This is a genomic window from Zunongwangia mangrovi (genome assembly GCF_900112105.1).
In the GTDB taxonomy this organism is placed as follows: Bacteria; Bacteroidota; Bacteroidia; order Flavobacteriales; family Flavobacteriaceae; genus Zunongwangia; species Zunongwangia mangrovi.
This window is the reverse complement of sequence record NZ_FOKV01000006.1, coordinates 200,319-215,928: the sequence shown is the minus strand read 5'-3', so window position 1 is coordinate 215,928 and position 15,610 is coordinate 200,319. Positions and strand designations below refer to the sequence as shown.

At 36.1% G+C, this 15,610-nt stretch carries 15 protein-coding genes and 1 rRNA gene; 5 read left to right on the top strand and 11 right to left on the bottom strand.

From position 1 onward, the window contains the following. Positions 1-223 precede the first annotated feature (223 nt). Positions 224-332, top strand: a 5S ribosomal RNA gene (gene rrf, locus BM201_RS13900). Positions 333-631: 299 nt separating this feature from the next. Here the strand turns inward: rrf and BM201_RS13895 are convergent. The 9 genes from BM201_RS13895 to BM201_RS13855 all read right to left on the bottom strand — a co-directional run bounded on the left by BM201_RS13895 (position 632) and on the right by BM201_RS13855 (position 11,021). Next, the gene (locus BM201_RS13895) at positions 632-853 is read right to left on the bottom strand and encodes a DUF6095 family protein (protein WP_084842927.1); all 222 of its coding nucleotides are present in this window, start codon (positions 851-853) and stop codon (positions 632-634) included. 74 nt (positions 854-927) lie between these two features. Then, positions 928-2,145 (bottom strand): multidrug effflux MFS transporter, encoded by a 1,218-nt coding sequence (locus BM201_RS13890; protein WP_092543638.1) that lies wholly within the window; start codon positions 2,143-2,145, stop codon positions 928-930. A gap of 262 nt (positions 2,146-2,407) precedes the next feature. Continuing rightward, on the bottom strand, positions 2,408-4,630 hold the full coding sequence (locus BM201_RS13885; protein ID WP_092543636.1) for an NADP-dependent isocitrate dehydrogenase: 2,223 nt from the start codon (positions 4,628-4,630) through the stop codon (positions 2,408-2,410). 197 nt (positions 4,631-4,827) lie between these two features. Next, the gene (rplS, locus tag BM201_RS13880; RefSeq protein ID WP_013073002.1) at positions 4,828-5,181 is read right to left on the bottom strand and encodes a 50S ribosomal protein L19; all 354 of its coding nucleotides are present in this window, start codon (positions 5,179-5,181) and stop codon (positions 4,828-4,830) included. A 118-nt stretch (positions 5,182-5,299) separates the two neighbouring features. Beyond that, the gene (gene trmD / locus BM201_RS13875; RefSeq protein WP_092543634.1) at positions 5,300-5,980 is read right to left on the bottom strand and encodes a tRNA (guanosine(37)-N1)-methyltransferase TrmD; all 681 of its coding nucleotides are present in this window, start codon (positions 5,978-5,980) and stop codon (positions 5,300-5,302) included. 45 nt (positions 5,981-6,025) lie between these two features. Beyond that, positions 6,026-6,616, bottom strand: coding sequence for a hypothetical protein (locus BM201_RS13870; protein ID WP_092543632.1), 591 nt, complete (start codon positions 6,614-6,616; stop codon positions 6,026-6,028). Positions 6,617-6,749: 133 nt separating this feature from the next. Next, the gene (locus tag BM201_RS13865; protein ID WP_092543630.1) at positions 6,750-7,844 is read right to left on the bottom strand and encodes a DUF748 domain-containing protein; all 1,095 of its coding nucleotides are present in this window, start codon (positions 7,842-7,844) and stop codon (positions 6,750-6,752) included. A 204-nt stretch (positions 7,845-8,048) separates the two neighbouring features. Continuing rightward, positions 8,049-9,497: a glyceraldehyde-3-phosphate dehydrogenase gene (locus tag BM201_RS13860; protein ID WP_092543628.1), complete on the bottom strand. Its 1,449-nt coding sequence runs from the start codon at positions 9,495-9,497 to the stop codon at positions 8,049-8,051. Positions 9,498-9,623: 126 nt separating this feature from the next. Continuing rightward, on the bottom strand, positions 9,624-11,021 hold the full coding sequence (locus tag BM201_RS13855; RefSeq protein WP_092543626.1) for a S1C family serine protease: 1,398 nt from the start codon (positions 11,019-11,021) through the stop codon (positions 9,624-9,626). A 138-nt stretch (positions 11,022-11,159) separates the two neighbouring features. Between BM201_RS13855 and dapF the strand changes: the two genes are divergently transcribed. The 4 genes from dapF (at position 11,160) to BM201_RS13835 (ending at position 14,399) form a co-directional block, all read left to right on the top strand. Next, entirely contained in the window at positions 11,160-11,951 is a 792-nt protein-coding gene (dapF, locus tag BM201_RS13850; protein WP_092543624.1) for a diaminopimelate epimerase, read from the top strand. Next, positions 11,945-12,478: a GNAT family N-acetyltransferase gene (locus BM201_RS13845; RefSeq protein WP_092543622.1), complete on the top strand. Its 534-nt coding sequence runs from the start codon at positions 11,945-11,947 to the stop codon at positions 12,476-12,478. Before dapF ends, BM201_RS13845 begins: the two co-directional genes overlap by 7 nt. Further along, complete coding sequence (mltG, locus tag BM201_RS13840; protein WP_092543620.1) at positions 12,468-13,511, top strand: endolytic transglycosylase MltG; 1,044 nt, start codon at positions 12,468-12,470, stop codon at positions 13,509-13,511. The genes BM201_RS13845 and mltG overlap by 11 nt, the downstream gene beginning before the upstream one ends. 210 nt (positions 13,512-13,721) lie before the next feature. Continuing rightward, positions 13,722-14,399 (top strand): peptidoglycan-binding protein LysM, encoded by a 678-nt coding sequence (locus tag BM201_RS13835; protein ID WP_092543618.1) that lies wholly within the window; start codon positions 13,722-13,724, stop codon positions 14,397-14,399. Between the two features lie 8 nt (positions 14,400-14,407). On the opposite strand, the gene BM201_RS13830 is transcribed toward BM201_RS13835, so the two are convergent. Together BM201_RS13830 and BM201_RS13825 are read right to left on the bottom strand one after the other, a co-directional pair. Further along, positions 14,408-15,133, bottom strand: coding sequence for an SAM-dependent methyltransferase (locus tag BM201_RS13830; protein ID WP_092543616.1), 726 nt, complete (start codon positions 15,131-15,133; stop codon positions 14,408-14,410). Then, positions 15,133-15,603, bottom strand: a complete 471-nt coding sequence (locus BM201_RS13825; protein ID WP_092543614.1) for a low molecular weight protein-tyrosine-phosphatase — start codon at positions 15,601-15,603, stop codon at positions 15,133-15,135. The genes BM201_RS13830 and BM201_RS13825 overlap by 1 nt, the downstream gene beginning before the upstream one ends. Positions 15,604-15,610: the final 7 nt, after the last annotated feature.

The following is a 15,610-nucleotide window of genomic DNA, read 5'->3' as shown; positions in this document are numbered from 1 at the left end:
GACCACGTTGATAGGCTATAGGTGTAAAGGCAGTAATGTCATAGCCGAGTAGTACTAATAATCCGTATAGCTTGATGCAACGTTCTCTAAGGGGTGCAAGCTCCTTAGAGACGGCCAAATGCTAAGTTTTGTTAAGTTTTATAGTATTTTTTATTTCTTAATCATGTCAACATATTAGACTGTTGATCAGTTATATTGATAACTGATGCAATAGGTAACGACTTAAGGTGGTTATAGCGACGGGGCTCACCTCTTCCCATTCCGAACAGAGCAGTTAAGCCCGTTAGCGCAGATGGTACTACTATTTGTGGGAGAGTATGTCGCCGCCTTGCTTTTTAAAAACCCTTACCGGAAATGGTAAGGGTTTTTTGTTTTATAGAAGTTTATAAGTTTAGGATGAGTAAACCAATACGTACGTGAAAGTCGTTGCACAGCTAAGAACTAACTAACTCATGACACCCCATAAAAAAGCCGCTCTATCTAATTAGAGCGGCTTTTTATATATTATATGTACTACCCGAAACCTTAGGCGGCCGGAAGATCCCCATTACCCTTGGTCGGTAACTTACTACTGCCCATTAAATACTTGTCGACGGGGATGATTATCTTAAGGGACTGCAGTTTTTTATTTTTAATCAAAAATAGCTTTCATGACGATCATTATTCCGCGGAAAATTAAAAAGATGGCTGTTATCATTGCTATGATGCCTAAAGTTAAGATTGGAATGAATAGTGGCTTGTCCTGGTTCTGAAAAGAACTGGTTATAATTACAGGTCCTGCTACCGCAAGCGGTAAGGATCCGGCTAAATGCTTTATTCCTTTTCCTAAAAGTCTGCGATCTGTATGTTTCATTGTTAAAAATGTATGTCTTATAATCTTTTTCCAAATTTAAGCAATCCATAGCCTATCAAGTTCATTTTATAAAACTAGTATTCCTTTATTTGTTTATTTTTTGCAGAATATTGAAAAAGTAAAAGGCTGCTAATTCCTAGAGAAACTAATAAAATCACTCCTAAAGGGACTATGCTGTCGCTATGGAATAAACTTACGACAAATGAAGCTAAGGCTCCCAAGATCATTTTCATACTCCCGATTAAAGCAGACGCTCTTCCTGCTCGCTTTGTAAACGGAGTAAGGGACAGAGCTGTTGTATTCGGGTTTTGAAATCCTAGCAGGAATAATATTAAAAATATAAGAATTACGATCACATAGAAGTTTGGTTCAAAACTTCCGGCAATTAAAAAAAGAAAGGATAATATAACTAATAGCACACTATTGATTATTGTAATCTTCAGTATGTTGAATTTCTTAAGAACGAAACGATTTATTTGACTTCCCAGAATCAAGCCTCCTGCGTTTATTCCGAATAAAATTCCAAATTCACTCTGACTAAGATCAAAGATATTCATGAATAATTTAGGCGCAGATGAGATGTATGAGAACATTGCTCCAATGGCAAAACTTCCGGCAAAAGCAAAATTCATAAACTTAGAATGGATTAGAATTCCGTAGTAATTTTTTAAAACACTCTTGGGAGTGAGCTCAACTTTGTCATCTGGTGTAATGCTTTCCGGTAAAAAACTAGAAACACTAATAAGCATTGATACCGCAAAACCACCCATAAATAAGAATACAATAGGCCAACCATAAGATTGTATAATAAAGCCACCAATTGTAGGTGCGATAATTGGAGCTCCGCCCATGATTAGCATTAAAATTGAAATGGCACCGGCAACTTCTTCCACTGGAAAAATATCTCTTACTATAGCCTTAGATGCAACCATGCCGGCTGATGCACCTAGAGCTAGAAAAAATCTTGATATTATTAAAAAACTGAGATTTGTTGAAAAGTAACAAGCTAAGGCTGCAAGAATATAAATCACTAAACCAATCTGTAAAGGTTTTTTCCGACCGAATTTATCCATTATTGGTCCGTAAGCCATTTGGCCCAGTGAAATCCCAATAAAATAAGAGGTGAGGGTTAATCCAACTTTTGCGACGGTAATATTGAAATCTTCAGCTATATTTTCAAAACCTGGAAGGTAGGAATCTATTGAAAATGGACCAAGAGCTATTAAGGTTCCTAAAACCAATAAAATAATATATTCCTTTTTCTTGTTTCTTTCGCCGGGCGTATAATTCATTCTGCAAATTTCGGTAAGAAAATACTTTTTGAAACTACGAAAATAAGGTTTAACCTAAGATTAATAGAATTATTGTTTTGATTTGAAGCAATAATTCTAATACTTAAAAAAAGAAAGGCCGAAATTGTACAATTCCGGCCTTTAATAAAATTTATTGGCATCACCAACGGGTGTAATATTCCGAGGCTTGCCTAGAAATTAAAAAATTTTTTCTAGTGAATGCTTCGTGGGTTTTCCCCGAGATAGTTTACTTTTTCAGGATTTAGTTTCCTAAAATTTTGTTCAGCGTTTCACTAGGTAGCATCGCACTACTAGTTTTTTCGTCATCCATTTTATAGTATCCGCCAATATCCTGAGCAGATCCCTGTGCGCCATTCAATTCTTCCATAATTTTAGCTTCATTCGCTTCAAGTTCTGAGGCTATTTTACCGAAGTGTTCTTTTAAATCGGCGTCTTTATCTTGACTTGCTAAAGCTTCAGCCCAATATAAAGCAAGATAAAAATGACTTCCGCGGTTATCAATTTCATTTACCTTTCTAGAAGGAGATTTTCCGTTTTCAAGGAATTTTTCAGTAGCCTTGTCTAATGTGTCTGCTAGAACAAGAGCTCTGTCGTTGTTGTATTTATTACCTAGATGTTCTAATGAAACTGCTAATGCAAGAAACTCTCCTAAAGAATCCCATCTTAAGTGTCCTTCTTCAACGAATTGTTGTACGTGCTTTGGTGCAGATCCACCTGCTCCAGTTTCGAATAATCCTCCACCATTCATTAATGGAACAATAGAAAGCATTTTCGCACTGGTTCCTAATTCTAGAATTGGGAATAAATCGGTTAAATAATCTCTAAGTACGTTACCAGTTACAGAGATGGTATCTTTTCCTTCTTTTACTCTTTTTAGAGTAAATTCGGTTGCTTTTACTGGAGACATGATCTCGATCTGAAGTCCTTCAGTATCGTGTTGTGGAAGATACTTTTGTACTTTTTCGATCAATTGCGCATCGTGAGCTCTTTCGTTATCTAACCAGAATACGATTGGCATTCCGCTATCTTTTGCCCGATTTACAGCTAATTTTATCCAATCCTGGATAGGAGCATCTTTTACCTGGCACATTCTCCAGATATCACCTTCTTCAACTTCGTGCTCGATTAAAGTTTCGCCTTTAAGATCAACAACCTTAACGTTACCAGCTTCAGGTAGTTCGAAAGTTTTATCGTGAGAACCGTATTCTTCAGCTTTTTGAGCCATAAGTCCTACGTTAGGAACCGTTCCCATTGTGGTAGGATCAAAAGCACCGTGTTCTTTACAGAATTCGATAGTGGCCTGGTAAATTCCGGCGTAACTACTATCTGGAATTACCGCTTTAGTATCTTGAGTTTTGTTGTCTTTATTCCACATTTGCCCAGAAGTTCTAATCATTGCTGGCATAGAAGCATCAATAATTACATCACTAGGTACATGTAGATTGGTTATTCCTTTGTCTGAATTCACCATAGCCATATCTGGACCATTGTCGATATCAGCCTGAATAGCATCACTAATTTCTTTTCTTTTATCCTCTGGTAAAGATTCTATCGCACTTAGGATATCACCTAGTCCGCTATTAGGATTTCCTCCAGCTTTTTTAATATCGTCACCATATTTTTCGAAAACATCAGCAAAGAAAACTTTTACAGCATGGCCGAAAATAATAGGATCTGAAACCTTCATCATTGTAGCTTTCATATGAAGAGAAAAAAGAACTCCTTTATCTTTTGCATCCTGAACCTGCTCTTTTAAGAATTTTTCTAATTGAGCAACATGCATTACTGTACCATCGATAATTTCGCCAGCCAGTAATTTGATTCCTTTTTTAAGTACAGTCTCTTCTCCAGAAGCTGAAGTGAATACGATGTCTACGCTATCGTCTTCGTTAAGAGTAACAGATTTTTCGTTGTGGCAAAAATCTCCGCTATCCATAGTTGCAACATGAGATTTAGAGTCTGAGCTCCATTCTCCCATCGAGTGTGGATTCTTTTTTGCGAAATTCTTTACCGCTTTTGGCGCTCTACGATCTGAGTTTCCTTCACGTAATACAGGGTTTACCGCACTACCTTTTACTTTATCGTATTTTGCTCTTATTTCTTTTTCTTCCTCAGTCGCTGGCTCGTCTGGATATTCAGGAAGTTTGTATCCTTTTTCCTGAAGTTCTTTAATAGCTGTTTTTAACTGTGGGATAGAAGCACTAATATTAGGAAGTTTAATAATATTTGCCTCTGGTTTTTTTGCTAGTTCACCAAGTTCAGTAAGTGCATCTGCAACTTTTTGATCTTCTTCTAGAAATTCAGGGAATTGAGAAAGAATACGTCCTGCAAGAGAAATATCTTTTGTTTCTAAAATTACATCTGCTGCTTTGGTATAAGTCTGTACAATTGGAAGTAATGAGTATGTGGCTAAAGCCGGAGCTTCATCTGTTTTTGTGTAAAAAATCTTGGTGTTTTCTGCCATTATTCAATTTTTTTGATTTGTCAATTTTTGCAAAAACCCTGTAAAGACAAAGGGTTTGAAGCCTCCGCAATATACTATTTTTTAGGCATTTTAGCTAGTGAAATATAGGTAAAGCCTGTTAAGAAATATTAAAAATAGGGTATAAAAAAAACTCCGTTGAAAACGGAGTTTTTAAATTGTATTGTAAAAAGTAAAAATTAAGCTCTTTTTGCTTCTTTAATACGAGCTTTTTTACCAGTAAGTTCTCTAAAGTAGAAAATTCTAGCTCTTCTAACACTACCTCTTTTGTTGATCTCGATCTTTTGGATCGCAGGAAGGTTTACTGGGAAGATACGCTCTACACCAACAGTACCACTCATTTTTCTAATGGTGAATGTTTGTGAGCTACCTGTTCCTCTTTTTTGGATTACAACTCCACGGAAGAACTGAGTACGGGTTTTTTGCCCCTCTTTAATTTCGTAATAAACTGTAATAGTATCTCCAGCTGAAAATTCAGGAAGATCTTTCTTAGTAACGAATTCGTCTTGAACGTATTTAATTAACGATTCCATAGTTAAATATTTAAGATACAAGCTAAAACAACGTTCACGGTTCTCGCCAGAGGTTATTTTAGAACGGATGCAAAATTATAAATTTTATTTTTATAAATATAAGTTTTGTTGAAGAATTTTAATCTTCATCTAAAAGATCTGGTCTAAGCTTTTTTGTACGTTTAAATGCTTCATTTTCACGCCATTCTTCAATCTTTGGAAAATTTCCTGTGGTTAAGATTTCAGGTACTTTCCATCCTTTATATTCCGCAGGTCTTGTGTAAACAGGAGGAGCCAATAAATTATCCTGAAATGAATCTGTTAATGCTGAAGTTTCATTCCCCAGAACTCCCGGGATAAGCCTTATTACTGCATCACACAAAATTGCTGCCCCTAATTCTCCGCCAGAAAGTACATAATCTCCAACTGAAATTTCTTTGGTGATAAAATGATCCCTCACACGCTGATCTACTCCTTTATAATGGCCACAAAGAATGATAATGTTTTCCATCATCGAAACTCTGTTTGCCATTTTTTGATTTAATGTTGCACCATCTGGCGTCATATAAATTACTTCGTCGTAATTTCGTTCAGACTTCAGCTTAGTGATACATTTATCAATCGGCTCGATCATCATTACCATGCCTGCGCCGCCTCCAAATTGATAATCGTCAATTTGCTTATAGTTATCGGTTACATAATCTCTTAAATTATGTAAATGGATTTCTACATGACCTTTTTCGATAGCGCGTTTAAGAATCGAAGCTTCAAACGGACTCTTTAGAATATCTGGAACAACAGTGATAATGTCTATTCGCATGGCGGTTTATTTTTAGGACTGCAAAGATGCGAATAATTGCAGAATTTAGCTGTTCATTCTATTTACCTTATTTTTCTCGTCCTGAAGTAATCGGCCAAGACGTTGCTCTTTCTCCAACGCTTTTTTCTTATAGGCGTCAAATTCTCTTTCAGTATCATCAAGGCGTTTTTTTGCCTCTTTTGTTACTGAATTAGAATTTTTATACTTATAAATAAAGAAAAGTAAAGCTAGAATTAGAATAGCAACAATTCCCCACATCATAGCCATGTAGGTTCCTTTAGTGAGTGGTAAGCCTAAAAAGACAATATTATCCTTTTCTTCGGTTACTTTTTGAAGATCCTGTTGCGTGGTTTTTAATTCACCTTCTAAATTAGCAATTTCGTCTTCCTGTTGGTCTGCAGTATTTTTACCAACCGTAATCTGGTCTTTTAACTCCTGAATATAATCGTTGGTGTTATCTCGAAGATCGATTAGATCGTCATAATTCACCACTTTATATTCCTGGTAGTTGTTAGAAGATTCAATTAACTCCTGAAATTCCTGTTGAATAGGATTTGTTGTTGAAATACTGTCTTGTGCATTACTTTTAAGTGTAAATGCTGTAAAAATTAATAGTGTAATTAGTAGCTTGTTCATTTTAAAATGAAGTTTTCAAGTTTGTTAGTACCAACGTAACCTGTAAAATGATATTTTATTGTACAGGCTTCAATTTTTTTGGCTTGCAAATTTCAGAAGAAACTATCGCCAAAACAACGAATATTGAGTTTAATTAATCTTCTCGCTCAGCATCTTCAAAATTAATTTCTTCATTTACGCTATTTTTAAACGCATTGATCCAGGCATTTTCGAATATGTTTAGGATGGTGGGAAAGATGCCACTTTTTACATTATTAAGATCGCCTTCTATAGGTACTTTAGTTGCTAAAGTATCGGTGCCCTGATTTTTCAGAATAAATTTGAATACTCCAACAAATCCCTCCCAAAGTTTTTTAAGCAAACCGCCATCATCATTTTTTGCGATGAGTTTGGTGTTAATGAACATGGGTTTTATATAACCTTTTATGTAAGCATCGTTAATGGCTACTTCGCTATAAAGCTCAAAGGTTCCGCTTTCAAAATCTACACCGGCGTATTGCCTTGTAAGATCATTGATTCCGGTAGCGTTTGCTTTTTCAAGAGAAAAGTCAAGATCTATATCTGGAATCTCTTTGAGTAAATTCAGATTTCCGTTTAAATTCACATTGCCATTACCAATAGAAACTGCCGTGGCTTTAATATTTGAAGGTAATTTTTTTTCGGTGTTTACCACATTACTAAGATTCGTTGCCTGCAGGTTTATTTTTTGCATAAACATATCAAGCTCTGGATCTGTAGAAAGATGAACAAAATTGGCAGCACCATCATAAATCTGGAGTCGGTTAATATCTATGGGCACTAGATCTGTCAGCGCTTTTGTCCAATCCTCGGCATCTGCATTTTCTGCGGAAGTAGAATCTTGCTGATCTTCAAATATATAATTGAATTTAGGGCTTTGCATCTCGATCTCGCTAACCACTTTCCCTTTTAAAAGTGATTTCCATTCTATTGAAATATCTGTTTTTGGGAAATCGAGTAGGGGAGTATCGGTTTGAGCTTCTTCATTGATCAGGATCAAACCGTCGATGGTATAAGCACCTCTCCATAAAGCAAGATCGATATCTTCTACGTGGCCGCTGTAACCGGGAATATTATTTAGTGTTTTGTTGACGTAATTTTTAACGATCAGTGGTAGAAATAGTCTAAAAATGATAATTGCAACGATTATAGAAACAGGAATGATGTATCGTTTCTTCTTAAGATGTCGTCTTTTTCTTTTAGCATTCATGCTTTATTGGCACCGCCAAAGGGTATAATGCCCCAAGGCTTGCCTCGAAATTAAAAATTTGTTTCCAACGAATGTCTTGAGGGCTTGCCCCAAGGTAGTTTACTTTTTATAAAATTGCACAAAGACTTTAAATCAACAGGTTAAGTTTATCATAAAAAAGATACCCGCCATTGGCGGGTATCGGGGATTGGAAAAAATACAGGTTTAGTAGTAAGTATATCGCCTAACTTTAGCAATATACTTCGCTAGCCTGATTACCTGATGGCTATAGCCATATTCATTATCGTACCATACGTATAGCACGATGCTTTTTCCATGATTAGCAACAATCGTTGCCTTACTGTCATAAATTGATGGCGCAGAAGAACCAATAATATCTGATGAAACCAGTTCGTTATCGATCGAGAATTTAATTTGCTCTACCAAATCGCCTTCCAGCGCATATTTTTTTAAGACCGAGTTTACACCTTCAACGGAAGTTTCATTTTCTACCTCTAAATGTAAAATAGCTAAAGATCCATTTGGTACAGGAACTCGTATAGCGTTAGAAGTTAACTTTCCTTCTAATTGAGGTAAGCATTTGGCAACTGCTTTACCGGCACCGGTTTCAGTAATAACCATATTTAAACTCGCTGCCCTGCCACGGCGATATTTGCTATGCATATTGTCTACCAGGTTTTGATCGTTGGTATACGCATGGATAGTTTCTAAATGCCCGTGGACGATCCCTAAGGATTCGTCGATAGCTTTTAAGACCGGAGTGATCGCATTTGTGGTACAGCTGGCAGCCGAATAAATGTCGTTTTCATCTGGCTTAAATAACGTGTGGTTTGCCCCGTGAACGATATTAGGAATTCCTTTTCCCGGTGCGGTAAGCAATACTTTTGAAGCTCCTTTAGAACTTAAATGTCGTTTCAGTGCTTCCTGGTCTCGAAAAGCACCAGTATTATCGATAATTAGAGCTTCATTTATACCAAATTTTGTGTAGTCTACATCTTCGGGTTTTGCAGCACTAATTACATGAACCGTAGTTCCGTTGATTAAAAGAGCAGATTTTTCAAGGTCATAAGAAACCGTTCCTGCAAATTCACCATGGATTGAATCATTCATTAAAAGTGAAGCTCTTTTAGCTAAAACTTCTTCTGAAATTTTGTCTCTGGTTACAATGGCTCTTAATCTAAGTTGGTTGCCTTTGCCGGTTTTTGTCATTAATTCTCGAGCAACCAATCGGCCAATTCTTCCGAAACCATATAACACCACGTCTTTGGGAGTCACTGCTTCTACTTCTTTAGAACCTTTTAATTTATCTGAAACGAAAGCCAGTGCATTGGTATATTCTTCATCTTCCAGGTGATATTCGTAAGTAAGCTTACCAATATCTAATTTTGCCGGAGGAAGATCCAGACCTTTTATCGCTTTTGCGATTTCAACCGAATCAAAGATTGAGATCGGTTTTTGCACAAAAGCGCCAGCATATTCATGAAGATTTAAAATGTCACTAACATTTTTATTGATTAGCTGATTTCTAAAAAGAACAAGCTCGATAGATTTATCATACCATAAATCACTGACGATATTTATAAATTCTACTGTTGCACGTCTTCGATCTGCCTGAAATGCCAGTTCTCTTTCGTAAACTTTATTTAAGCTCATTTTGTGTAAATGTGTGGTTAAATTTAATACAAAAGTATGGATTTCAAACGTTTTCGTAAAACAATTAGAACATAAAAAAACTCCCGTAAACACAGGAGTTTTAAGTGTATTTATAACGTTTATTACCTATCTGAAGATTACACGCTGTTTTTGCCCTGTTTTATCAATAAATGTCATTGTTAAACCTTGCCCTCTTTCTAAAGATTTAAAAGCTTCATCGGCATCACGAATATCGTAGATCTTTTCTCCGTTAATTTCAGTAATAATAGAACCTACAAATTCTTCTTCAGAATATTGCTCACTTAAGGTTTTACTAATCTTAACACCATTTTCGGTTTGATAAAACTTCAGTTCATCTTTAGTAGCGTTAGTCACCTCTAACCCAATAGGGAGTTGCGTTACACGAAGTTCGGTTAATTTTACCGCGATTTCTTTTTCTGTACCATCTCTTAAAATAGTCACATTTACGGTGTCGTTGGGTCTCTTGGTATTAATATAACCGGTAAGATCTGAGAATTTATTTATCTTAATATTATCTACTTTTCTTATCACATCTTTCGATTTAATCCCGGCTTTCTCTGCACCACTTCCAGAAGTTACTTCACTTACATAAACACCCTGTGTAGTGCCGTATTCTTCGCTAAGCTCTGGTGTTCTGGTGAAATCACTTCCTCTAATACCAAGAATTCCTTGTTGAATATCTCCATATTCCATAATATCTTCAACAATTTTTCGGGCATTATTAGATGGTACGGCAAAGGCATAACCAACATAGCTACCCGTCATAGAGGTGATCGCAGTGTTAATTCCTACCAGCTCACCATTAATATTTACTAGAGCACCACCGCTATTTCCTGGGTTTATCGCAGCATCGGTCTGGATAAAAGATTGTCCGGTAGCATTAGGATTTAAGTTTCTGGATTTTGCACTTACAATACCGGCAGTTACGGTAGATTTTAAATTGAAAGGATTCCCAACAGCTAAAACCCACTCACCAACTTTTACATTGTTTGAGTTTCCAAAAGGAATATATTCTAACTCTTCTTCTGGTTCTACTTTGATTAATGCAATATCTGAAGTTGCATCGGCCCCAACAACTTTCGCTTTATAAGTTTTGTTGTTGTTTAAGGTTACTTCTAATTCGTTAGCACCGTCGATCACGTGATTATTGGTCACGATATAACCATCTGGAGTAATAATCACACCAGATCCAGTTCCTCGCAGCGCTTTGCTAGATTCTGTTTTACCTCGCATAACATCTGCCCAGCTTCTAGGGCCACTATAGACGGCAACATTTTTAACGTGCACAACCGCATGTACTGTTTTTTCGGCAGCAGCTGTAAAATCTACATTCGTACCATAAGTACGATTGGCATCATAATTTGCTTGAATAAGGCTTTGGGTAGCATCTTTCTTTTCTTGCAAGAAGGAAACATTTTCTTCTTCAAAAAATAGCTTGTAGCTACCTAATGTTAATGCTCCACCAAGGATGGACACAATAAGTAAACTTGCTAATTTTCTCATCTTCTTTTGAAAAATTTTATTAATTAAACTTTTAAATTATACTAAATAGATTCTATTTTCCTGTTTGTCAGCTAATAGTTAAAAACGTAGAAGTCAGTTCTAAAATTGTATATTTGAGCCGTTAAAATCTGCTAAAAAATGAGACTTCAGTTTTTCAAATATCAGGGAACAGGAAACGATTTTGTTATGATCGATAATCGTGATAAAAGAGTATCCAAAAACGATACCAAATTGATCAACAGGCTTTGTGACCGTAAATTTGGCATAGGAGCAGACGGATTAATTCTTTTAGAACACCCGGATGTTGAAGGAGACGATTTTAAAATGGTTTATTTTAATGCTGATGGGAATGAAAGTAGCATGTGCGGCAACGGTGGGAGATGTCTAGTAGCTTTTGCAAAAATGCTTGGAATCATAGAATCTGAAGCCAGTTTTACCGCCATCGATGGCCCTCATAAAGCTTCTGTAGATAAAGACGATATTGTAAATTTACAGATGCAAAATGTATCTGATATTTACCAATCTGGTAATATTGCATTTCTAGATACAGGTTCACCACATCATATTGTTTTTACTGAAAATGTAAAAGACCTTGATGTGAAAGAAGAAGGAGCGGCTATACGATATTCTACAGATTATAAGGAAAAAGGAACTAACGTTAATTTTGTCGAGAAAACTGAAGCTGATGATACTTTTATAGTGCGAACGTATGAACGCGGAGTAGAAGATGAAACTTTAGCTTGTGGGACAGGAGTAACTGCAGTGGCGATTGCAGCGCATAATAGTAATAGAACGAAGGCAAGTGAGGTGAAATTGCAGGTTCCGGGAGGGAATTTATCAGTAAGTTTTAAAGCTGAAGGCAATAATTATAGCGATGTTTGGTTAAAGGGTCCTGCAAAACTTGTTTTTAAAGGAGAGATCGAATGCTAACATTAAAAGGAGAGAAATTATATCTGCGCGCATTAGAGCCTGAAGATCTCGAATTTCTTCACGAATTGGAGAATAACGAAGAATTTTGGGAAGTAAGTGCTACGCAAGCTCCTTTTTCAAAATATATCCTGAAAAAATATCTTGAAAATTCACATTTAGATATTTACGAAATAAAACAATTGCGTCTGGTAATTTGTAATCTCAAAGATCAGCCCATTGGTTTGATTGATATTTTCGATTTCGAACCAAGAGATCGAAGGGCTGCCATTGGGATTCTAATTGCAAATCCAGAAGAACGACAAAAAGGTTTTGGAGCCGAAAGTTTAGCGCTTGTTTGTAAATACTGCTTCAAGCATTTAGGACTGCATCAGGTATATGCAAATATCACCGCAGATAACGAGCGTAGCTTGCGACTATTCGAAAATCGCGGATTCACGCAGGCAGGTTTAAAAAAGGAATGGACGTTTGTAAATGGTCGTTTTAAAGACGAATATTTATATCAACTAATAAATAAGAATGTACATTAAAAAGATTTTAGTAGCCATTGCAATTTTAGGATTGGTGGCCGTAGGAGGATTCAGTTATTATATTTATCAAAGTATTTTTGGGGAAAATACCGCATTTTCTTCCGAAGAGAAAGTTGTGCTAATTCCTACAAATTCGGCTTACCCAGCGGTGATCGATAGCTTAAGACCGCTCATCAAAGATCTTAATAGCTTTAATATCGTTGCAGAAAAGAAGCAATATCCAAATAATATAAAAGCTGGAAGGTTTATCCTGAAAAAAGGAATGAACAATAACGAGATCATCAATACACTTAGAAGCAGGAATGCGCCGATTAATGTAACTTTTAATAATCAGGAGCGTATCGAAGATCTTGCTGGCCGTGTTTCGTCTCAAATCGAAGCAGATAGTCTTAGTTTACTTGAAGCGATGAGAAGTGAGGATTTTCTTGCTGAAAATGATTTTAACGAAGCAACAGCCTTAGGAATGTATATTCCTAATAAGTATGAATTTTTTTGGAATACCTCTGCTGAAGAATTTATAAGCAGAATGAAAAAGGAATACGATCGCTTTTGGACGGATGAGAAATTAAAGAAAGCTGAAGAAATTGGTTTAACACCGGCGCAGGTAATTACTATAGCTTCTATTGTGCAAAAAGAAACCGCAAAGGTAGACGAGCGTCCAAGAGTTGCCGGAGTGTACATGAATCGTTATAAGAATGGCTGGAAATTGGATGCCGATCCTACAGTGATTTATGCGATTAAAGAAAAAACACAGAATTTCGATACGATCATAAAAAGAGTGCTTTATAAAGATCTTGAATTAGATTCTCCTTACAATACTTATAAATATGCTACAATTCCCCCCGGGCCAATTAGTATGCCCGATATTTCTTCAATTAATGCAGTATTAAATTATGAGGATCACGATTACTTCTATTTTGTAGCCAACGTAGAAAATTTCGGGTATCATAAATTTGCTAAAACCCTTGCTCAGCATAATAGAAACAAGCAGGAATATGTACGCTGGATTAATAAACAGGGTATAAAAAGATAAAAAATCTCAAATTAAGGAAAGTGTAACTTGTTGATATGCTTTGTGTTATCTTTTTACTAAAGTTGAAATAGCTTTGTGAAAGGTTTAACAGTCTGAATTTCAGATTATTAAAAATTGTCTTACATTTGCATCCGCAAATTTGAAGATAAATCAAGTTTATAAATATAGAAATAAAATTTGATTTAACAAAGTCTTCAGAAAAAAAATGTAATGAGTAAGAAAATTGTTAAACTTTCCTGGTTACCAGTTCTTGCTGGATCTGTGTTTTTTAGTTTCAGCACTAAGAAGGCAGCCGATTTAGAGATTGAAGGTTTTACTACTCCAAATCTTGAATTAGATTATACGGTATCGCTAGATACGCTGCCGTTAGAATCTACAGAAGTTGCTGTAAAAGCACTTCCGAAATTAGGTAAGTCTTATATAGGGTTTAAAGAAGCAATTGGCTTTAAAGAATCTCGTGGAGACTACAAGAGTATTAACGAGTATGGTTATATGGGGAAATACCAGTTTGGTAAAGGAACACTTAATTTATTAGGTGTTTACAACACACAGGAATTCCTTAATACTCCAGAACTTCAGGAAGCAACGTTTTATACCAATGCTTCCCGTAACAAATGGATTTTGATTCGTGATATCAAACGCTTTGTTGGTAAAACAATAAATGGAGTTGAAGTTACCGAATCTGGAATACTGGCTGCTGCACATCTTGCAGGGCCTGGTAGTGTGAAAAAATATTTAAGAAGTTATGGTGCGCAGATGTTTAACGATGCATTTGGTACCAGTATTAAATATTATATGAAGCGTTTTTCTGGATATGATACATCGTTTATTAAACCTGTTAAAAATCCGCGTGTAGATTTTTCGAAAATAGATATCGCTAATTCCTAATCTTAGGTTTAGTCTTTTTGAATAACAAAAATGGTAGGTCTTTTATGAAGGTCTACCTTTTTTTGTTTCCACTCATTTATATGAAGCGTTAGGATAAATTCTGTAGGCAGTGTGATATCGCAAGCAATACATAGGCGGGTAGAAGGGTGTAAAGTCTGTATAAGGTCTTCTAAAAGCTTGTTATTGCGGTATGGCGTTTCAATAAAAACCTGAGCCATATTTTTTTCAGCAGAAATACGTTCAAGATTCTTCAATTCCTGCTTCTTTTCTTTTTTATCGATAGGTAAGTAGCCATTAAAGCTAAAAGCCTGGCCGTTCATTCCGCTACCCATCATGGCAAGTAAGATCGAGGAAGGACCAACTAAAGGAATTACCTGTATTCCATTTTGATGAGCCAGCTTTACAATTTCGGCACCGGGATCGGCAACTCCGGGAACACCGGCTTCACTTATAAGTCCCATATCAAATCCCTCTTTACAGGCGTCTAAAAAATTCGGGATTTCAGTAACTTCAGTAAACTTGTTTAGAGTTTTGAATTTTAGAATCTGCTGTTTTTTCTGCGGAACAAGTTTTTTTATGGCTCTACGCGCAGTTTTTTCGTTTTCAGCAATATAATGATCTATGCGTTCTACGTGTTTTTTTACCGTTAATGGTAAAACATCTATAGGGTTAGATTCTCCCAATGTCGTTGGGATTAAATAAAGTTTTCCTGAAAATGAAAAGTTTGCTGCCATTAGTAGGTTCCGTTGTTTAATTTTTCAATGATCTTATCTGTAGCTTCATCCAGCATTTGATATACATTTTCGAAGCCTTGATCTCCGCCATAATAAGGATCTGGAACATCTACATTTTCACCGGGAAAGATCTCGTTTAAAATCAGTTTTATTTTTGCTTTTTCTTCTTCGGAATTAGTTAAAGAAACTGCATCACGATAATTTGAATTATCCATCACAAAAATATGGTCAAAATCTTTCAAATCTTGCTTTGTAAGTTGGCGTCCGCGTTGATCGGTAATATCAAGATCATGTTTTCTAGCAGTAGCAATAGATCTGCGATCGGGTAGATCGTCAATATGATAATTGCTAGTTCCGGCCGAATCTACGTAAACTTCATTTGCATCTACTTTTGCCTTTAAAACTCCTTCAGCAAGAGGCGAGCGGCAAATATTGCCAAGGCAAACCATAAGGATCTTTTTCTTTTTCATATTCAGT

Excerpts from the sequence above, each read along its gene's own strand:
- BM201_RS13895 (WP_084842927.1), bottom strand. The coding sequence starts at position 853 with ATGAAACATACAGATCGCAGACTTTTAGGAAAAGGAATAAAGCATTTA.
- BM201_RS13890 (WP_092543638.1), bottom strand. The coding sequence starts at position 2,145 with ATGAATTATACGCCCGGCGAAAGAAACAAGAAAAAGGAATATATTATT.
- BM201_RS13885 (WP_092543636.1), bottom strand. The coding sequence starts at position 4,630 with ATGGCAGAAAACACCAAGATTTTTTACACAAAAACAGATGAAGCTCCG.
- rplS (WP_013073002.1), bottom strand. The coding sequence starts at position 5,181 with ATGGAATCGTTAATTAAATACGTTCAAGACGAATTCGTTACTAAGAAA.
- trmD (WP_092543634.1), bottom strand. The coding sequence starts at position 5,980 with ATGCGAATAGACATTATCACTGTTGTTCCAGATATTCTAAAGAGTCCG.
- BM201_RS13870 (WP_092543632.1), bottom strand. The coding sequence starts at position 6,616 with ATGAACAAGCTACTAATTACACTATTAATTTTTACAGCATTTACACTT.
- BM201_RS13865 (WP_092543630.1), bottom strand. The coding sequence starts at position 7,844 with ATGAATGCTAAAAGAAAAAGACGACATCTTAAGAAGAAACGATACATC.
- BM201_RS13860 (WP_092543628.1), bottom strand. The coding sequence starts at position 9,497 with ATGAGCTTAAATAAAGTTTACGAAAGAGAACTGGCATTTCAGGCAGAT.
- BM201_RS13855 (WP_092543626.1), bottom strand. The coding sequence starts at position 11,021 with ATGAGAAAATTAGCAAGTTTACTTATTGTGTCCATCCTTGGTGGAGCA.
- dapF (WP_092543624.1), top strand. The coding sequence starts at position 11,160 with ATGAGACTTCAGTTTTTCAAATATCAGGGAACAGGAAACGATTTTGTT.
- BM201_RS13845 (WP_092543622.1), top strand. The coding sequence starts at position 11,945 with ATGCTAACATTAAAAGGAGAGAAATTATATCTGCGCGCATTAGAGCCT.
- mltG (WP_092543620.1), top strand. The coding sequence starts at position 12,468 with ATGTACATTAAAAAGATTTTAGTAGCCATTGCAATTTTAGGATTGGTG.
- BM201_RS13835 (WP_092543618.1), top strand. The coding sequence starts at position 13,722 with ATGAGTAAGAAAATTGTTAAACTTTCCTGGTTACCAGTTCTTGCTGGA.
- BM201_RS13830 (WP_092543616.1), bottom strand. The coding sequence starts at position 15,133 with ATGGCAGCAAACTTTTCATTTTCAGGAAAACTTTATTTAATCCCAACG.
- BM201_RS13825 (WP_092543614.1), bottom strand. The coding sequence starts at position 15,603 with ATGAAAAAGAAAAAGATCCTTATGGTTTGCCTTGGCAATATTTGCCGC.